Annotated in this window: 15 protein-coding genes; 7 read left to right on the forward strand and 8 right to left on the reverse strand. The window is 65.2% G+C overall.

Translation table 11 applies throughout. The features are described 5' to 3' along the window. Positions 1–50 precede the first annotated feature (50 nt). The 7 genes from hisI (at position 51) to K8U54_RS08415 (ending at position 4117) form a co-directional block, all read left to right on the forward strand. Positions 51–452, forward strand: coding sequence for a phosphoribosyl-AMP cyclohydrolase (gene hisI, locus K8U54_RS08385; protein ID WP_249909702.1), 402 nt, complete (start codon positions 51–53; stop codon positions 450–452). Further along, entirely contained in the window at positions 445–786 is a 342-nt protein-coding gene (locus tag K8U54_RS08390) for a phosphoribosyl-ATP diphosphatase (RefSeq protein WP_249909703.1), read from the forward strand. Before hisI ends, K8U54_RS08390 begins: the two co-directional genes overlap by 8 nt. A 24-nt stretch (positions 787–810) precedes the next feature. Further along, positions 811–1086 (forward strand): twin-arginine translocase TatA/TatE family subunit, encoded by a 276-nt coding sequence (locus K8U54_RS08395; RefSeq protein WP_249909704.1) that lies wholly within the window; start codon positions 811–813, stop codon positions 1084–1086. Between the two features lie 8 nt (positions 1087–1094). Further along, positions 1095–1499, forward strand: a complete 405-nt coding sequence (gene tatB / locus K8U54_RS08400; RefSeq protein WP_249909705.1) for a Sec-independent protein translocase protein TatB — start codon at positions 1095–1097, stop codon at positions 1497–1499. Beyond that, the gene (gene tatC / locus K8U54_RS08405) at positions 1496–2290 is read left to right on the forward strand and encodes a twin-arginine translocase subunit TatC (RefSeq protein WP_074889756.1); all 795 of its coding nucleotides are present in this window, start codon (positions 1496–1498) and stop codon (positions 2288–2290) included. The genes tatB and tatC overlap by 4 nt, the downstream gene beginning before the upstream one ends. Next, positions 2287–2994, forward strand: coding sequence for a 16S rRNA (uracil(1498)-N(3))-methyltransferase (locus K8U54_RS08410; protein WP_249909706.1), 708 nt, complete (start codon positions 2287–2289; stop codon positions 2992–2994). Before tatC ends, K8U54_RS08410 begins: the two co-directional genes overlap by 4 nt. Positions 2995–3223: 229 nt before the next feature. Next, the gene (locus tag K8U54_RS08415; RefSeq protein WP_249909707.1) at positions 3224–4117 is read left to right on the forward strand and encodes an acyltransferase; all 894 of its coding nucleotides are present in this window, start codon (positions 3224–3226) and stop codon (positions 4115–4117) included. A gap of 15 nt (positions 4118–4132) precedes the next feature. On the opposite strand, the gene K8U54_RS08420 is transcribed toward K8U54_RS08415, so the two are convergent. From K8U54_RS08420 to K8U54_RS08455, 8 genes are all read right to left on the reverse strand, one after another. Next, positions 4133–4567 carry a VOC family protein gene (locus K8U54_RS08420; RefSeq protein WP_249909708.1) on the reverse strand — a complete coding sequence of 145 codons (435 nt, stop codon included), beginning with the start codon at positions 4565–4567 and terminating at the stop codon, positions 4133–4135. A gap of 68 nt (positions 4568–4635) precedes the next feature. Next, a complete protein-coding gene (locus tag K8U54_RS08425; protein ID WP_249909709.1) occupies positions 4636–5265 on the reverse strand; it encodes a YiiX/YebB-like N1pC/P60 family cysteine hydrolase in 630 nt (209 codons plus the stop codon). Then, positions 5247–5651: a DUF4878 domain-containing protein gene (locus K8U54_RS08430; RefSeq protein WP_249909710.1), complete on the reverse strand. Its 405-nt coding sequence runs from the start codon at positions 5649–5651 to the stop codon at positions 5247–5249. The genes K8U54_RS08425 and K8U54_RS08430 overlap by 19 nt, the downstream gene beginning before the upstream one ends. Before the next feature lie 130 nt (positions 5652–5781). Next, complete coding sequence (gene fdhA / locus K8U54_RS08435) at positions 5782–6981, reverse strand: formaldehyde dehydrogenase, glutathione-independent (RefSeq protein ID WP_070885095.1); 1200 nt, start codon at positions 6979–6981, stop codon at positions 5782–5784. Between the two features lie 218 nt (positions 6982–7199). Beyond that, positions 7200–8057 (reverse strand): formyltetrahydrofolate deformylase, encoded by an 858-nt coding sequence (gene purU / locus K8U54_RS08440; protein WP_249909711.1) that lies wholly within the window; start codon positions 8055–8057, stop codon positions 7200–7202. Between the two features lie 236 nt (positions 8058–8293). Further along, on the reverse strand, positions 8294–8923 hold the full coding sequence (locus tag K8U54_RS08445) for a sarcosine oxidase subunit gamma (protein ID WP_249909712.1): 630 nt from the start codon (positions 8921–8923) through the stop codon (positions 8294–8296). Then, positions 8916–11948: a sarcosine oxidase subunit alpha gene (locus K8U54_RS08450; RefSeq protein WP_249909713.1), complete on the reverse strand. Its 3033-nt coding sequence runs from the start codon at positions 11946–11948 to the stop codon at positions 8916–8918. The genes K8U54_RS08445 and K8U54_RS08450 overlap by 8 nt, the downstream gene beginning before the upstream one ends. Next, positions 11945–12271, reverse strand: a complete 327-nt coding sequence (locus K8U54_RS08455; RefSeq protein ID WP_249909714.1) for a sarcosine oxidase subunit delta — start codon at positions 12269–12271, stop codon at positions 11945–11947. Before K8U54_RS08455 ends, K8U54_RS08450 begins: the two co-directional genes overlap by 4 nt. Positions 12272–12304 lie beyond the last annotated feature (33 nt).

Genomic DNA, 12304 nt, shown 5'->3' on the forward strand with positions numbered 1-12304 from the left:
GCCCGCGCCCCGGCTGGCACACTTGGCATCGATATAGAGATGGAAATGCAATGAACGACTGGCTAGATGCAATCAAGTGGGACGACAACGGCCTGATACCGGCGATCGCCCAGGATCACCAGACCGGGCGCATCCTGATGATGGCCTGGATGAACCGCGAAGCCCTGGCGCTCACCGCCAGCGAGGGGCGCGCCATCTATTGGTCACGTTCGCGTGGCAAGCTGTGGCGCAAGGGCGAGGAGTCCGGCCATGTGCAGAAACTCCACGAACTGCGCCTGGATTGCGACGCCGACGTGATCGTGCTGATGGTCGAACAACTGGGTGGTATCGCCTGCCACACCGGTCGCGAGAGCTGCTTCTACCGCGTGTTCGAGAACGGTGCCTGGAAAACCGTCGATGCGGTGCTGAAAGATCCGCACACCATCTATTCGCCGGAGCACCGCCATGACTGATACCCTCAAGCGCCTGGCCGAGGTGCTGGAGTCGCGCAAGGGCGCGGCCCCGGACAGCTCGTACGTGGCCAGCCTGTACCACAAGGGCCTGAACAAGATCCTGGAAAAGGTCGGCGAGGAATCGGTGGAAACCATCCTGGCTGCCAAGGACGCAGCCGCCAGCGGCGACTGCAGCGACCTGATCTACGAAACCGCCGACCTGTGGTTCCACAGCCTGGTCATGCTGGCCGCGCTGGATCAGCACCCGCAGGCGGTGCTCGATGAACTGGATCGCCGTTTCGGCCTGTCGGGGCACGCGGAAAAAGCCGCGCGCAGCGACGGCGACACTCAATAAAGACGCTGACGAGGACTACGAAACATGGGCATTTTCGACTGGAAACACTGGGTCGTCATTCTGATCGTCGTGGTGCTGGTGTTCGGCACCAAGAAACTCAAGAACCTGGGCTCCGACCTCGGTGAAACCATCAAGGGTTTCCGCAAGGCGATGAACGAGGAAGACGGCAAGCCGGCCGATCCGCACGTGCAACAGCCGCAGCAGCCACAACAGCCCTACCAGCAGCAGGCGCCGCTGAACCAGCCGCACACCGTTGAAGGCCAGGCCAGCAAGGTCGAAGAACCGCTGCGCAAAGACTGAGGCAAAGCATGTTCGGTATCAGTTTCAGCGAGCTGCTGCTGGTCGGGCTGATTGCCCTGCTGGTGCTCGGTCCCGAGCGCCTGCCAGGCGCAGCGCGCACGGCGGGCCTGTGGATCGGGCGCATCAAGCGCAGCTTCAATTCGATCAAGGAAGAGGTCGAGCGCGAGATCGGCGCCGACGAAATTCGTCGGCAACTGCATAACGAACGCATCCTCGAGCTGGAGCGCGAGATGCAGGCGGTCAAGAACGACATCCTGCCGCCCGCGCCCCAGGCCAGCGTGCCGCCACCCGCCATGCAGACACCCGCCGCCACCGAGCCCGCGGCGCAAGCCCCGCTGGAGCCCGCTCCAGCACCTGCCACAGCGCCCGCCCCGGCGCCCGCCGCCAGCCAGGACAAGACGCCGCAACCATGAGTCGACTGCCCGACAACGACCAGGAAATGCCGCTGGTTTCCCATCTCGCCGAGCTGCGTACGCGCCTGCTGCGCTGTGTGGCGGCGATCTTCCTGATCTTCGCCGGCCTGTTCTACTTCGCGCAGAAGATCTACACCCTGGTCTCGGCACCGCTGCGCCAGTACCTGCCCGAAGGCGCGACGATGATCGCCACCGACGTGGCTTCGCCGTTCCTCACGCCCTTCAAGCTGACCATGATCGTCGCGGTGTTCCTGGCCATGCCGGTGATCCTGCACCAGGTCTGGGGGTTCATCGCGCCAGGGCTGTACAAGCACGAGAAGCGCATCGCCATTCCGCTGCTGATCTCCAGCATCATCCTGTTCTACGCCGGCATGGCCTTCGCCTACTTCCTGGTGTTCCCGATCATCTTCCACTTCTTCGCCAGCGTGACGCCCGAAGGCGTGTCGATGATGACCGACATCGCCAGCTATCTCGACTTCGTGATGACGCTGTTCTTCGCCTTTGGCGTGGCGTTCGAGATTCCGGTGGCCGTGGTGCTGTTGATCTGGATCGGCATCGTCGACGTCGAATACCTGCGCAAGATCCGCCCCTACGTGATCATCGGCTGCTTCGTGGTCGGCATGATCCTCACCCCGCCGGACATCTTCTCCCAGACCCTGCTGGCCGTGCCGATGTGGCTGTTGTTCGAGCTGGGCATCCTGGCCGGCAGCCTGATCCGCACGCGCCGCGGTCAGCCCGATGAAGAAGACGAAAACGCGCCGACCGACCAGCCGCCCAGCGTCCAGCCATGAACCTGCTGCTGCTCGAGGACGGCGACTTCATCGCCGCCGACCGGGTGCGCCTGAGCGGCCGCCGCCTCACCCATCTCAATGAGGTGCACCGCGCCGAGAACGGCGACACCCTGCGTGTCGGCCGCCTTGGCGGCCAGATGGGCCGCGGCCAGTTGCTGCAGCTGGATACGACGAGCGCGGAGCTGCAGGTCGCCTTCGACCAGCCGCCACCCGCCAAGCTGCCGATCACCCTGCTGCTGGCCCTGCCGCGCCCGAAGATGCTCAAGCGCGTGCTGCAGAGCGTCAGCGCCATGGGCGTGCCGCGGCTGATCCTGCTCAACAGCTACAGGGTGGAAAAGAGCTTCTGGCAGACGCCCTTTCTCGAGCCGGACGCGATTCGCGAGCAGCTGATCCTCGGCCTGGAACAGGCCCGCGATACGCTGCTGCCCGAGGTGATCATCGAGAAGCGCTTCAAGCCCTTCGTCGAGGATCGCCTGCCGCAGCTGGCGGCCGGCACCCTCGGCCTGACCGGCCACCCCGGCGATTACCCGGCCTGCCCGCGCGCCGTAGTGCAGCCGGTAACCCTGGCCATCGGCCCGGAAGGCGGCTGGATTCCCTATGAAGTCGACAAGCTGGCCGAAGCCGGTTTGCAGCCGGTGCAGCTGGGCGAACGGATTCTGCGGGTGGAAACGGCGGTCACGGCGCTGCTTGCCCGGTTGTTCTGAGCGACACGTTTAGGCAGGTGTGTTGTGGGAGCAGCCACTGCACATTTCCTGTGGGAGCGGGCGGGGACGCCTGGTCCATGCCCGCGAAAGACCCCGGGCATGGCCCGCTCCCACATAAGAAGATCATCGTCCGTTCAACGACATCGGCTAGCACCTTGCTCAGCACACCGATATTGCGCCAGCCTGCAGTCTGCCTATGATGAACACCTCGTGCCCCCAAGGAGCTGTCATGCGCCGTCTGCTCACCGGCATCACCGTCATCCTTCTGCTGCTGCTCAACACCCTGATCCTGATCGGGCCGATGATGCTCATTGCCCTGGGCAAGTTCGTGCTGCCCGGCAAGGCGCCGAAAGCCGCTTGCTCGCGCCAGGTGATGCATATCGCCGAGGCCTGGGCCGAGAACTGCAAGCGCATCTTCGCCGCGCTCACCCCCACCCGGTGGGATATCCGCGGCAACGCCGAGCTGCGCCAGGACACCTCCTACCTGGTCATCAGCAACCACCAGTCGTGGGTCGACATTCCCGCCCTGGTGCAGGCCTTCAACCGCAGGACGCCCTACTTCAAGTTCTTTCTCAAGCAACAATTGATCTGGGTGCCGTTTCTCGGCCTGGCCTTCTGGGCGCTGGATTACCCGTTCATGAAGCGCTACAGCAAGGCCAAGCTGGAGAAGTACCCGCACCTCAAGGGCCAGGACCTGGAGATCACCCGCCGTGCCTGCGAGAAATTCCGGGATCTGCCGGTCACCGTGGTCAACTACCTGGAAGGCACGCGCTTCACCCCCGCCAAGCAGGCTCAGCAGGGCTCGCCCTACCAGCACCTGCTCAAGCCCAAGGCCGGCGGCGTGGCCTTCGTGCTCGCTGCCCTGGGCGAGCAGCTGGACGCGATTCTCGACGTCACCATCGTCTATGCCGAGGACACCCCGCCGGGGTTCTGGAAGCTGATCAGCGGCCAGGTACCAAAGGTCATCATGGATATCCGCACGCGGCCGCTGGACCCTGCGTTGTGGCAGGGCGACTACCAGAACGACCCGGAATTCCGCCTGTACGTGCAGGACTGGGTCAGCGGCCTGTGGGAAGAGAAGGACGCGCTGATCGCCCGGCTGAAGCAGGACGCCAGGCAGTGAGCCCAGCGTGCCGCCTCAGTCCGGGAGGATCATATGGCCGGCCTCATCGAGCGGCGCGAAGGGGTTGTGCGCCAGCTCCCAGAGATGGCCATCGGGGTCGGCGAAATAGCCGGAATAGCCACCCCAGAACACCTTCTCGGGCGCCTTGACCTGCAGCCCGCCGGCGGCCACTGCCAGGGCCATGGCGGCATCCACGGCCTGCGGGCTGTCCAGGTTGTGCGCCAGGGTGACGCCGGAAAAGCCTGCCGGCCCGGCTTCGGGCAGGTTGGCGTCCCTGGCCAGCTCATCACGGGCGAACAGCCCCAGGGCGAGGCCCTTGAGTTTGATGAAGACGATCTGCTCCTGGGAAGCGGACGAGCGCGTCCAGCCCAGGCGCTCGTAGAAGGCGGCACTGGCCTGTACATCGGCGACGCCGAGGGTGATCAGGGAAATCCGTCGGTCGAAACTCATGGGCTGCTCCTGCAAGTGAGTTGAGCCTGCTGCGCTGGCCCACAGGCCGTCAATAATGCGCCATCCAATCAGAATCGGTAGAGCCAGGTGACACCCGGATAGTCGGCGAAGGCACTGGGAAACAGCACGTCACCGCGGTACAGGGGGTTGTCGAGCCGTGTCCAGGCCGGCTCGAAGCCGGGATCCTGGGCCTTGATGGCATCGGCGAGCAGGGTGGTGCAATAGCGGTGCGGCTCGCTACGGACATCCAGCACGAAGGGCGCCCCGATCGCCTCGACCAGCATCTGGGCGGCCGCCTGTTTCTGCCGTGCGTTCAGAAAACCGGGCCGCGCAACCGCGAAGTGGCGTGCCAGCACGGGCTGCAGAAAGTCCTCGAGCGTACTGACCAGCACCTGGTTCAGGCGCTGCGGGTCATCATCGGTGGTGGCATGCACCACCAGCACCCGCGGCTCGGTGGCAACCACCATGCCGATATGCGAATAGTCGCCGCCGCCCATTTGATGCACCAGACGGCTGTCGGCCGAATGGCCGAGACGAAACAGCCAGTCCCCCGTCTGCAGTGCCGGTAGCCGGCTCAGGTCAGGCCCGGTGATGACGGGCTCGGGCCTGGACAACCAGCAGAACAGAACCAGCCCCGCCAGCAGGGAGATGAGCGCCAGCAGAACCCGGGAGCGACGCCTCAGATGCGAACCTTCCACCGATCGTCGACCTTGGTCAGGCGAACCGACTCGGTCTGGGCCGGCACATCGGCGTTCTTGAAGGTGATGGTGACCTTGCTGGTGGCCTGAGTCTTGTCATCGTTGTAGGTGGCTTCGCCAGCCTTGACCTCATCGACGCCGCCCAGCTTGGCCGCCTGTTCGGAGCGCTTGGCCACGGCCATTTTCAACTTGCCGCGAACCATTTCCTCGGCACCGTCATCGGCGTCGGCCGGTACGGCGATCAGCTTGTACATGCCATCCGCATCGTTGGAAAACGAAGCCTCGATAAAGGACTTCGCGACCGCCTCGGGCGAGTCATTCGAGGAGCAGGCAGCGAGCAGTACAGCGGCGAGGGCAACGAGGAAGAAACGTGATAGAGCGGCCATGAACGATCCTTGCAGGCAATGAGACGCGGCATGCGCCCCGAAATAGGGCACCCAGTCTAACGCCGTGGTCGATCATGTCAAAGTGTGTCAGGGAGACGGCGAGGCCTACGCGGGCCTCGCCTGGGGAGCCTCAGGCGGCGCTGAAGGTCTTGTGGGGGTCGATGACGAATTTCTTCGGCACGCCGGCATCGAACTCGCCGTAACCGCGCGGCGCGTCGTCCAGGCTGATGACCTGCACACCCACCACTTCGGCGATGTTGATGCGGTCCCACATGATCGCCTGCATCAATGCGCGGTTGTACTTCATTACCGGGGTCTGGCCGGTGTGGAAGCTGTGCGACTTGGCCCAGCCGAGGCCGAAGCGGATGCTCAGGCTGCCGATCTTCGCGGCGGCGTCCACCGCGCCCGGGTCTTCGGTGACGTAGAGGCCGGGAATACCGATCTTGCCGGCGACCCGTACCACGCCCATCAGCGAGTTGAGCACCGTGGCCGGCGCCTCCTGCTGGGCACCGGAGTGACCATGGCCGCGGGCTTCGAAACCTACGGCGTCGACCGCACAATCCACTTCCGGCTCACCGAGCAGGTCGGCGATCTGTTCGTGCAGCGGGGTGTCCTTGGACAGGTCGGCGATCTCGAAGCCCTGGGCCTTGGCGTGGGCCAGGCGTACCGGGTTGACGTCACCGACGATCACCACCGCCGCGCCGAGCAGGCGCGCCGAGGCTGCAGCGGCCAGGCCGACCGGGCCGGCACCGGCGATATACACCGTGCTGCCCGGGCCGACCCCTGCGGTGACGGCGCCGTGGTAGCCGGTCGGCAGGATGTCGGACAGGCAGGTCAGGTCGCGGATCTTCTCCATCGCCTTGTCGCGGTTCGGCAACTTCAGCAGGTTGAAGTCGGCATACGGCACCAGCACGTACTCGGCCTGGCCACCGGTCCAGTCGCCCATGTCGACGTAGCCGTAGGCGCCGCCGGCACGCGCCGGGTTGACGGTCAGGCACACGCCGGTGTGTTGTTCCTTGCAGGAGCGGCAGCGGCCGCAGGCGACGTTGAAGGGCACGGACACAAGATCACCGATCTTCAGGTTCTCGACATCGCTGCCCTTCTCGATCACCTCGCCGGTGATCTCGTGGCCGAGCACCAGGCCGACCTGGGCAGTGGTACGGCCGCGCACCATATGCTGATCGGAGCCGCAGATGTTGGTGGAAACGACCTTGAGGATGACCCCGTGCTCGATCTTGCGACCGCGCGGATCCTGCATCTTCGGATAGTCGATCTTCTGGACTTCGACCTTGCCTGTGCCGAGATAGACGACACCGCGATTACCAGACATATGAATCTCCTTTCTTCTTGTGGATGCAAGGCGCGTAGGTCTTGCAATGGAGTATTGAAGCGCCTGTCTCGGCACCCGCCGGTAAGGGCAGGACGGCTACCGAGTGCTCGCGCTGACGACACCGGCAGCACGAATGGGTCCAGCCAGACTAGCTAGCGTATGGCGCGGCCGCGGATGCAAAACCGACAGCCGCCGTTCTCTGTGCGGCACGTCTCTGGTTAAAGGACTACGGTGCGGTTGGCGTTGAGAAACACCCGGCGCTCGAGGAAACAAGCGACTGCACGGGCCAGGGTCAGGCATTCGATATCGCGGCCTTTGGCGACCAGGTCCTCGGGGTAATGCGCATGATCGACGCTTTCCACCCCCTGGGTGATGATCGGGCCTTCGTCCAGGTCGTTATTGATGAAGTGCGCCGTGGCACCGACCAGCTTGACGCCCTTCTGGTACGCCTGGTGATAGGGCTTGGCGCCCTTGAAGCCGGGCAGCAGCGAGTGATGGATGTTGATCGCCCGGCCATCGAGCTTGCGGCACAGGTCGGCGGACAGCACCTGCATGTAGCGGGCGAGCACCACCAGCTCGGCGCCGGTGTCCTCGACCACCTGCATCACCCGCCGCTCCTGGGCAGGCTTGTCGTTGGGGTCGAGGGGGAAATGGTGGTAGGGAATGCCGTGCCAGTCGGCGAGCGGCTTGAGGTCCGGATGGTTGGAAACGATGGCGGTGATGTCCATCGGCAACTGGCCGGTGCGCTGGCGGTAGAGCAGGTCGTTGAGGCAGTGGTCGGCCTTGGAGACCATGATCACCACCTTGGCGCGGTAGCCCGGCGGGGTCAGCTCGGTGCGCATGTCGAACGGCGCGGTACGTTCGTTCAGGCCGGCGAGGAAGGTCGCCTCGTCGAAATCGGCCTGGGTGCGGAATTCCACGCGAATGAAGAAGCGGCTGGCCAGGCGGTCATCGAAGCTGTGGTGCTCGGTGACGTAGCAGCCCTGCTCGAACAGGTAGCGGGTCACCACGTCCACGGTGCCCAGCACGCTGGGGCAGTGGGCGGTGAGAATCCAGGTATCGGGAGTACGGCTCATGCAAGCGATTCCTTATGGTGATCGCGCCCATGCGCCGGCCGGCAGTGCACGATTTGGAGCGTCATTGGCTGCGTCCATACGCAGCCTTGGGCAGTGGTGAAGCAAAGCAGGAGCGGTGGTCTGTGGGAACGGGCAGGGACGCCTAGTCACGTAGGGTGGATGACGCTTCATCCATCCACCGTTGCGATCCCAAGGTGGACGAAAAAAGCGTCGTCCACCCTACGGTTCCAATGTCCTCAAGCCTCCACGGCCAGCCCGTACTCGGCGCTGGCATCCTGCAGCCACAGCCAGAAGTAGTCGGAGAAGCTGCGGCGGATCAGCAGTTCCCAGGTATCCTCGCCGGTGTGGCGAATCACCAGTTGGGACTTGGCGAACACCGTGCCCACCGCCTTGCCCACCGGGAAGTTGTTGGGGTGCACGTCGTAGCTGCTGGATTTCATCAGCAACTCACGCACCTTCGGCCCGGAGAGCTCCAGCAGGGTCTGCCCGCCGCTGACGTTGACCACCGAGATGTGCTGGCCATCCAGGGCCTCGCGCAGTTTGCCCTCGACCTCGAACTCGCTGCCGCCGGGGACGATCAGCAGCCATTCATCCGGGCCCAGCCACTGCAGCGAAGTGTCCCCGCTCGCCACCAGCATCAGCGCGCCCGGCAGCTCCAGGCCCAGGGCCTTGTGCACACCGCCGGCGAAGTTGGCATCGTCGGCATCGCCGCGCAGCACCAGGTGGCCCAGCAGCTTCTTCTCGCGCAGCGTCACCCCGGCGCCGGCGCGGCCCTTGCCGGCCAGTTCGTGCAGGCCGGCGTGGTGCAGCGGCGATTGCCCGGCGATGTCGTCGGGGCGTTGCTTGTAGACATTGACGTTAGACATTCTGGCGGTCCCCTTTCGGGTCATAGAACACGGGGCTGACGATTTCGGCTTCGATCACGCTGCCATCGACCAGCGGCGCGTACACACGCTCGCCGATGCGCTTGAGGCCGCCACGAACCAGGGCCATGGCGAAGGAGTGACCCATCGCGGCGCTCATGTAGCTGGAGGTGACGTGGCCGACCATGGTCATCGGAATCGGCTGCTTGGGATCGAACACCAGTTGCGCACCTTCGGGCAGCACCTTGTTCGGGTCCACCGGCTTGAGGCCGATCAGCTGCTTGCGGTTTTCCTTGAGGCAGTCCTCGCGGTTCATGCCGCGCCAGCCAATCCAGGAGAACGGCTTGGTGCGACCGACGCACCAGCCCATGCCCAGATCGTCCGGGGTGACCGAGCCATCGGTGTCCTGGCCGACGATGATGAAGCCCTTCTCGGCACGCAGCACGTGCATGGTCTCGGTGCCGTAAGGGGTCAGGCCATATTTCTTGCCGGCATCGGCGATCTGCTCGAGCACGCCCAGGGCGTAGTCGGCCTGCACGTTGACTTCGTAGCTCAGCTCACCGGTGAAGGAGATGCGGAACACCCGGGCCGGTACGCCGCCGACCTTGCCCTCCTTCCAGGTCATGAACGGGAAGGCGTCCTTGTCCAGGTCGATGTCGGTGACTTCGGCCAGCAGCTTGCGGCTGTTGGGGCCGGACAGGGTCATGGTCGCCCAGTGGTCGGTGACCGAGGTGAAGTACACCTTCAGCTCCGGCCATTCGGTCTGGTGGTAGATCTCCAGCCACTCCAGCACGCGCCCGGCACCGCCGGTGGTGGTGGTCATGACGAAATGGTTGTCGGCCAGGCAGGCGGTGACGCCGTCGTCGAAGACCATGCCGTCTTCCTTGCACATCAGGCCGTAGCGGGCCTTGCCGACGTCCAGCTTGGTCCAGGCGTTGGTGTACACGCGGTTGAGGAACTCGCGGGCATCCGGGCCCTGGATATCGATCTTGCCTAGGGTCGAGGCGTCGAGAATGCCCACCGCGTTGCGCACGGCCTTGCACTCGCGGGCCACGGCGGCGTGCAGGTCCTCACCGTTCTTCGGGAAGTACCAGGGGCGTTTCCACTGGCCGACGTCCTCGAACTCGGCGCCCTGCTGCAGGTGCCATTTGTGCAGAGCGGTGTAGCGCTTGGGCTCGAACAGCTCGCCGCAGTGACGGCCGGCGATGGCGCCAAACGTAACGGGCGTGTAGTTCGGGCGGAACATGGTGGTGCCCATTTCACTGATGCTGATGCCCAGCGAACGGGCGGCGATGGCCAGGCCGTTGATGTTGCCCAGCTTGCCCTGGTCGGTGCCGAAGCCCAGCGCGGTATAGCGCTTGACGTGCTCGACCGACTCGAAGCCCTCGCGAGTGGCCAGTTCGATGCCGGCAGCGGTGACGTCGTTCTGCTGGTCGACGAACTGCTTCGGCGCACGGGCGGTGTTCTTGTCGTGGGGCACCTGGAACAGCGCGATGGTGGCTTCCTCGATGCGCTTCTCGGCCTTCGGCAGGGTGCCGGTGACGGGCTGGAAGCCCACCTCGGCAGCGGCCTTGGCACCCGCTTCGAAACCGTCGGCGAGGCTGTCGCCCATGCCGAACACGCCGTTCACGGCACCGGCGCAGTGCCGTTTCTGGAAGCCCTCACCGGGTACGAAGGCGAGGATGTCTTCTCGCCATACCGGACGACCGCCGAGGTGCGACGCCAGGTGCACCACCGGGCTGTAGCCGCCGGAGCTGGCGATCAGGTCGCAGTCCACTGTCTCGCCGGGGCTGGTGACCTTGTGTTTGGCGGCGTCGATGGCGCAGATACGTGCACCGGTCACCCGCTTGCTGCCACGGGCCTCGACCACCGCGCTGCCGGTGAGCACGCGCACGCCACGCCGGCGCGCTTCTTCGACCCAGCTGCCGCGCGGGTTGCTGCGGGCGTCGGCCACGGCCACCACCTGGCGACCGGCGTCGAGCCAGTCGAGCACCACGCGGTAGGCGTAATCGTTGTTGGTCGACAGCACCAGCTTCTGGCCGGGCGCCACGCCATAGCGGCGCACGTAGGTCGACACGGCATCGGCCAGCATGTTGCCGGGCACGTCGTTGTTGCCATACACCAGCGGGCGCTCGTGGGCGCCGGTGGCCAGCACCACACGACCGGCACGTACACGGTGCAGGCGCTGGCGCGGCTGGCACGCTCCGTTAACCAAGGGCGGCGCGACCTCGCCGAGGTGATCGGTGAGGCGCTGGTGGATGGTGAGGAAGTTGTGGTCGTGGTAACCGTTGACCGTGGCGCGCGGCAGCAGGGTCACTTCCGGCATCGCTTCCAGCTCGGCGATGGCCTTGGCGGCCCACTCGGCGGCCGGCTTGTCGTCGAGCATCTCGCGGGTGGACAGCAGGCTGCCACCGAACTCTTCCTGTTCATCGGCGAGGATCACCCGGGCGCCACTGCGCCCGGCAGCCAGGGCTGCAGCCAGACCGGCAGGGCCGGCGCCGACCACCAGCACGTCGCAGTGCTGGTTCAGGTAGTCGTAGATGTCCGGGTCGTTTTCCTTCGGCGAGCGGCCGAGACCGGCGGCCTTGCGGATGTACTTCTCGTAGGTCAGCCACAGGTTCTGCGGGTACATGAAGGTCTTGTAGTAGAAACCGGGCGGCATCATGCCGCCGCCGACCTTGCCGAGGATGCCCATCAGGTCGGTGTTGACGCTCGGCCAGCCGTTGGTGCTGGTGGCGGTCAGGTTCTGGTACAGCGCCTGCTGGGTGGCGCGCACGTTGGGGATCTGCGCCGCCTCGGTGGAGCCGATCTGCAGCACCGCATTGGGCTCTTCGGCGCCGGCGGCGACGATTCCGCGCGGGCGCGAGTATTTGAAGCTGCGGCCGATCACGTCGACGCCGTTGGCCAGCAGCGCGGCGGCCAGGGTGTCGCCGGCGTAACCCTGGTAGGTCTGGCCGTTGAAGTTGAAGGTCAGCGGCTGGCTGCGGTCGATGCGGCCACCCTGGGCAAGACGATTGACCTGGCTCATGCCGTTACTCCTTGGTCGACGGCCTTCTTATCGGCGAGCGAAGCGTCAGTGACGCTGGGGCGCTCGCCGATCTTGTAGGTTTCGAGAATCTCGTAGCTCACCGTGTGACGGGTGACGTTGAAGTACTGGCGGCAGCCGGCGGCGTGGATCCACAGCTCGTGGTGGATGCCGCGCGGGTTGTCGCGGAAGAACAGGTACTCGCCCCACTCCTCGTCGGTGCAGGCGTTCGGGTCCAGTGGACGGGCGATGTGTGCCTGGCCGCCGGCGTGGAATTCTTCTTCGGAACGCAGTTCGCCACAGTGAGGGCAGAAGATGTGCAACATGCTCAGTACCTCCAGAAAACCATCGTCCCCCTC

Origin of the sequence: Pseudomonas fulva, assembly GCF_023517795.1 — a bacterium.
In the GTDB taxonomy this organism is placed as follows: Bacteria; Pseudomonadota; Gammaproteobacteria; order Pseudomonadales; family Pseudomonadaceae; genus Aquipseudomonas; species Aquipseudomonas fulva_D.

Excerpts from the sequence above, each read along its gene's own strand:
- K8U54_RS08450 (WP_249909713.1), bottom strand. The coding sequence starts at position 11,948 with ATGAGCCAGGTCAATCGTCTTGCCCAGGGTGGCCGCATCGACCGCAGC.
- K8U54_RS08420 (WP_249909708.1), bottom strand. The coding sequence starts at position 4,567 with ATGAGTTTCGACCGACGGATTTCCCTGATCACCCTCGGCGTCGCCGAT.
- tatB (WP_249909705.1), top strand. The coding sequence starts at position 1,095 with ATGTTCGGTATCAGTTTCAGCGAGCTGCTGCTGGTCGGGCTGATTGCC.
- K8U54_RS08455 (WP_249909714.1), bottom strand. The coding sequence starts at position 12,271 with ATGTTGCACATCTTCTGCCCTCACTGTGGCGAACTGCGTTCCGAAGAA.
- fdhA (WP_070885095.1), bottom strand. The coding sequence starts at position 6,981 with ATGTCTGGTAATCGCGGTGTCGTCTATCTCGGCACAGGCAAGGTCGAA.
- K8U54_RS08390 (WP_249909703.1), top strand. The coding sequence starts at position 445 with ATGACTGATACCCTCAAGCGCCTGGCCGAGGTGCTGGAGTCGCGCAAG.
- K8U54_RS08410 (WP_249909706.1), top strand. The coding sequence starts at position 2,287 with ATGAACCTGCTGCTGCTCGAGGACGGCGACTTCATCGCCGCCGACCGG.
- K8U54_RS08445 (WP_249909712.1), bottom strand. The coding sequence starts at position 8,923 with ATGTCTAACGTCAATGTCTACAAGCAACGCCCCGACGACATCGCCGGG.
- purU (WP_249909711.1), bottom strand. The coding sequence starts at position 8,057 with ATGAGCCGTACTCCCGATACCTGGATTCTCACCGCCCACTGCCCCAGC.
- hisI (WP_249909702.1), top strand. The coding sequence starts at position 51 with ATGAACGACTGGCTAGATGCAATCAAGTGGGACGACAACGGCCTGATA.
- tatC (WP_074889756.1), top strand. The coding sequence starts at position 1,496 with ATGAGTCGACTGCCCGACAACGACCAGGAAATGCCGCTGGTTTCCCAT.
- K8U54_RS08430 (WP_249909710.1), bottom strand. The coding sequence starts at position 5,651 with ATGGCCGCTCTATCACGTTTCTTCCTCGTTGCCCTCGCCGCTGTACTG.
- K8U54_RS08415 (WP_249909707.1), top strand. The coding sequence starts at position 3,224 with ATGCGCCGTCTGCTCACCGGCATCACCGTCATCCTTCTGCTGCTGCTC.
- K8U54_RS08395 (WP_249909704.1), top strand. The coding sequence starts at position 811 with ATGGGCATTTTCGACTGGAAACACTGGGTCGTCATTCTGATCGTCGTG.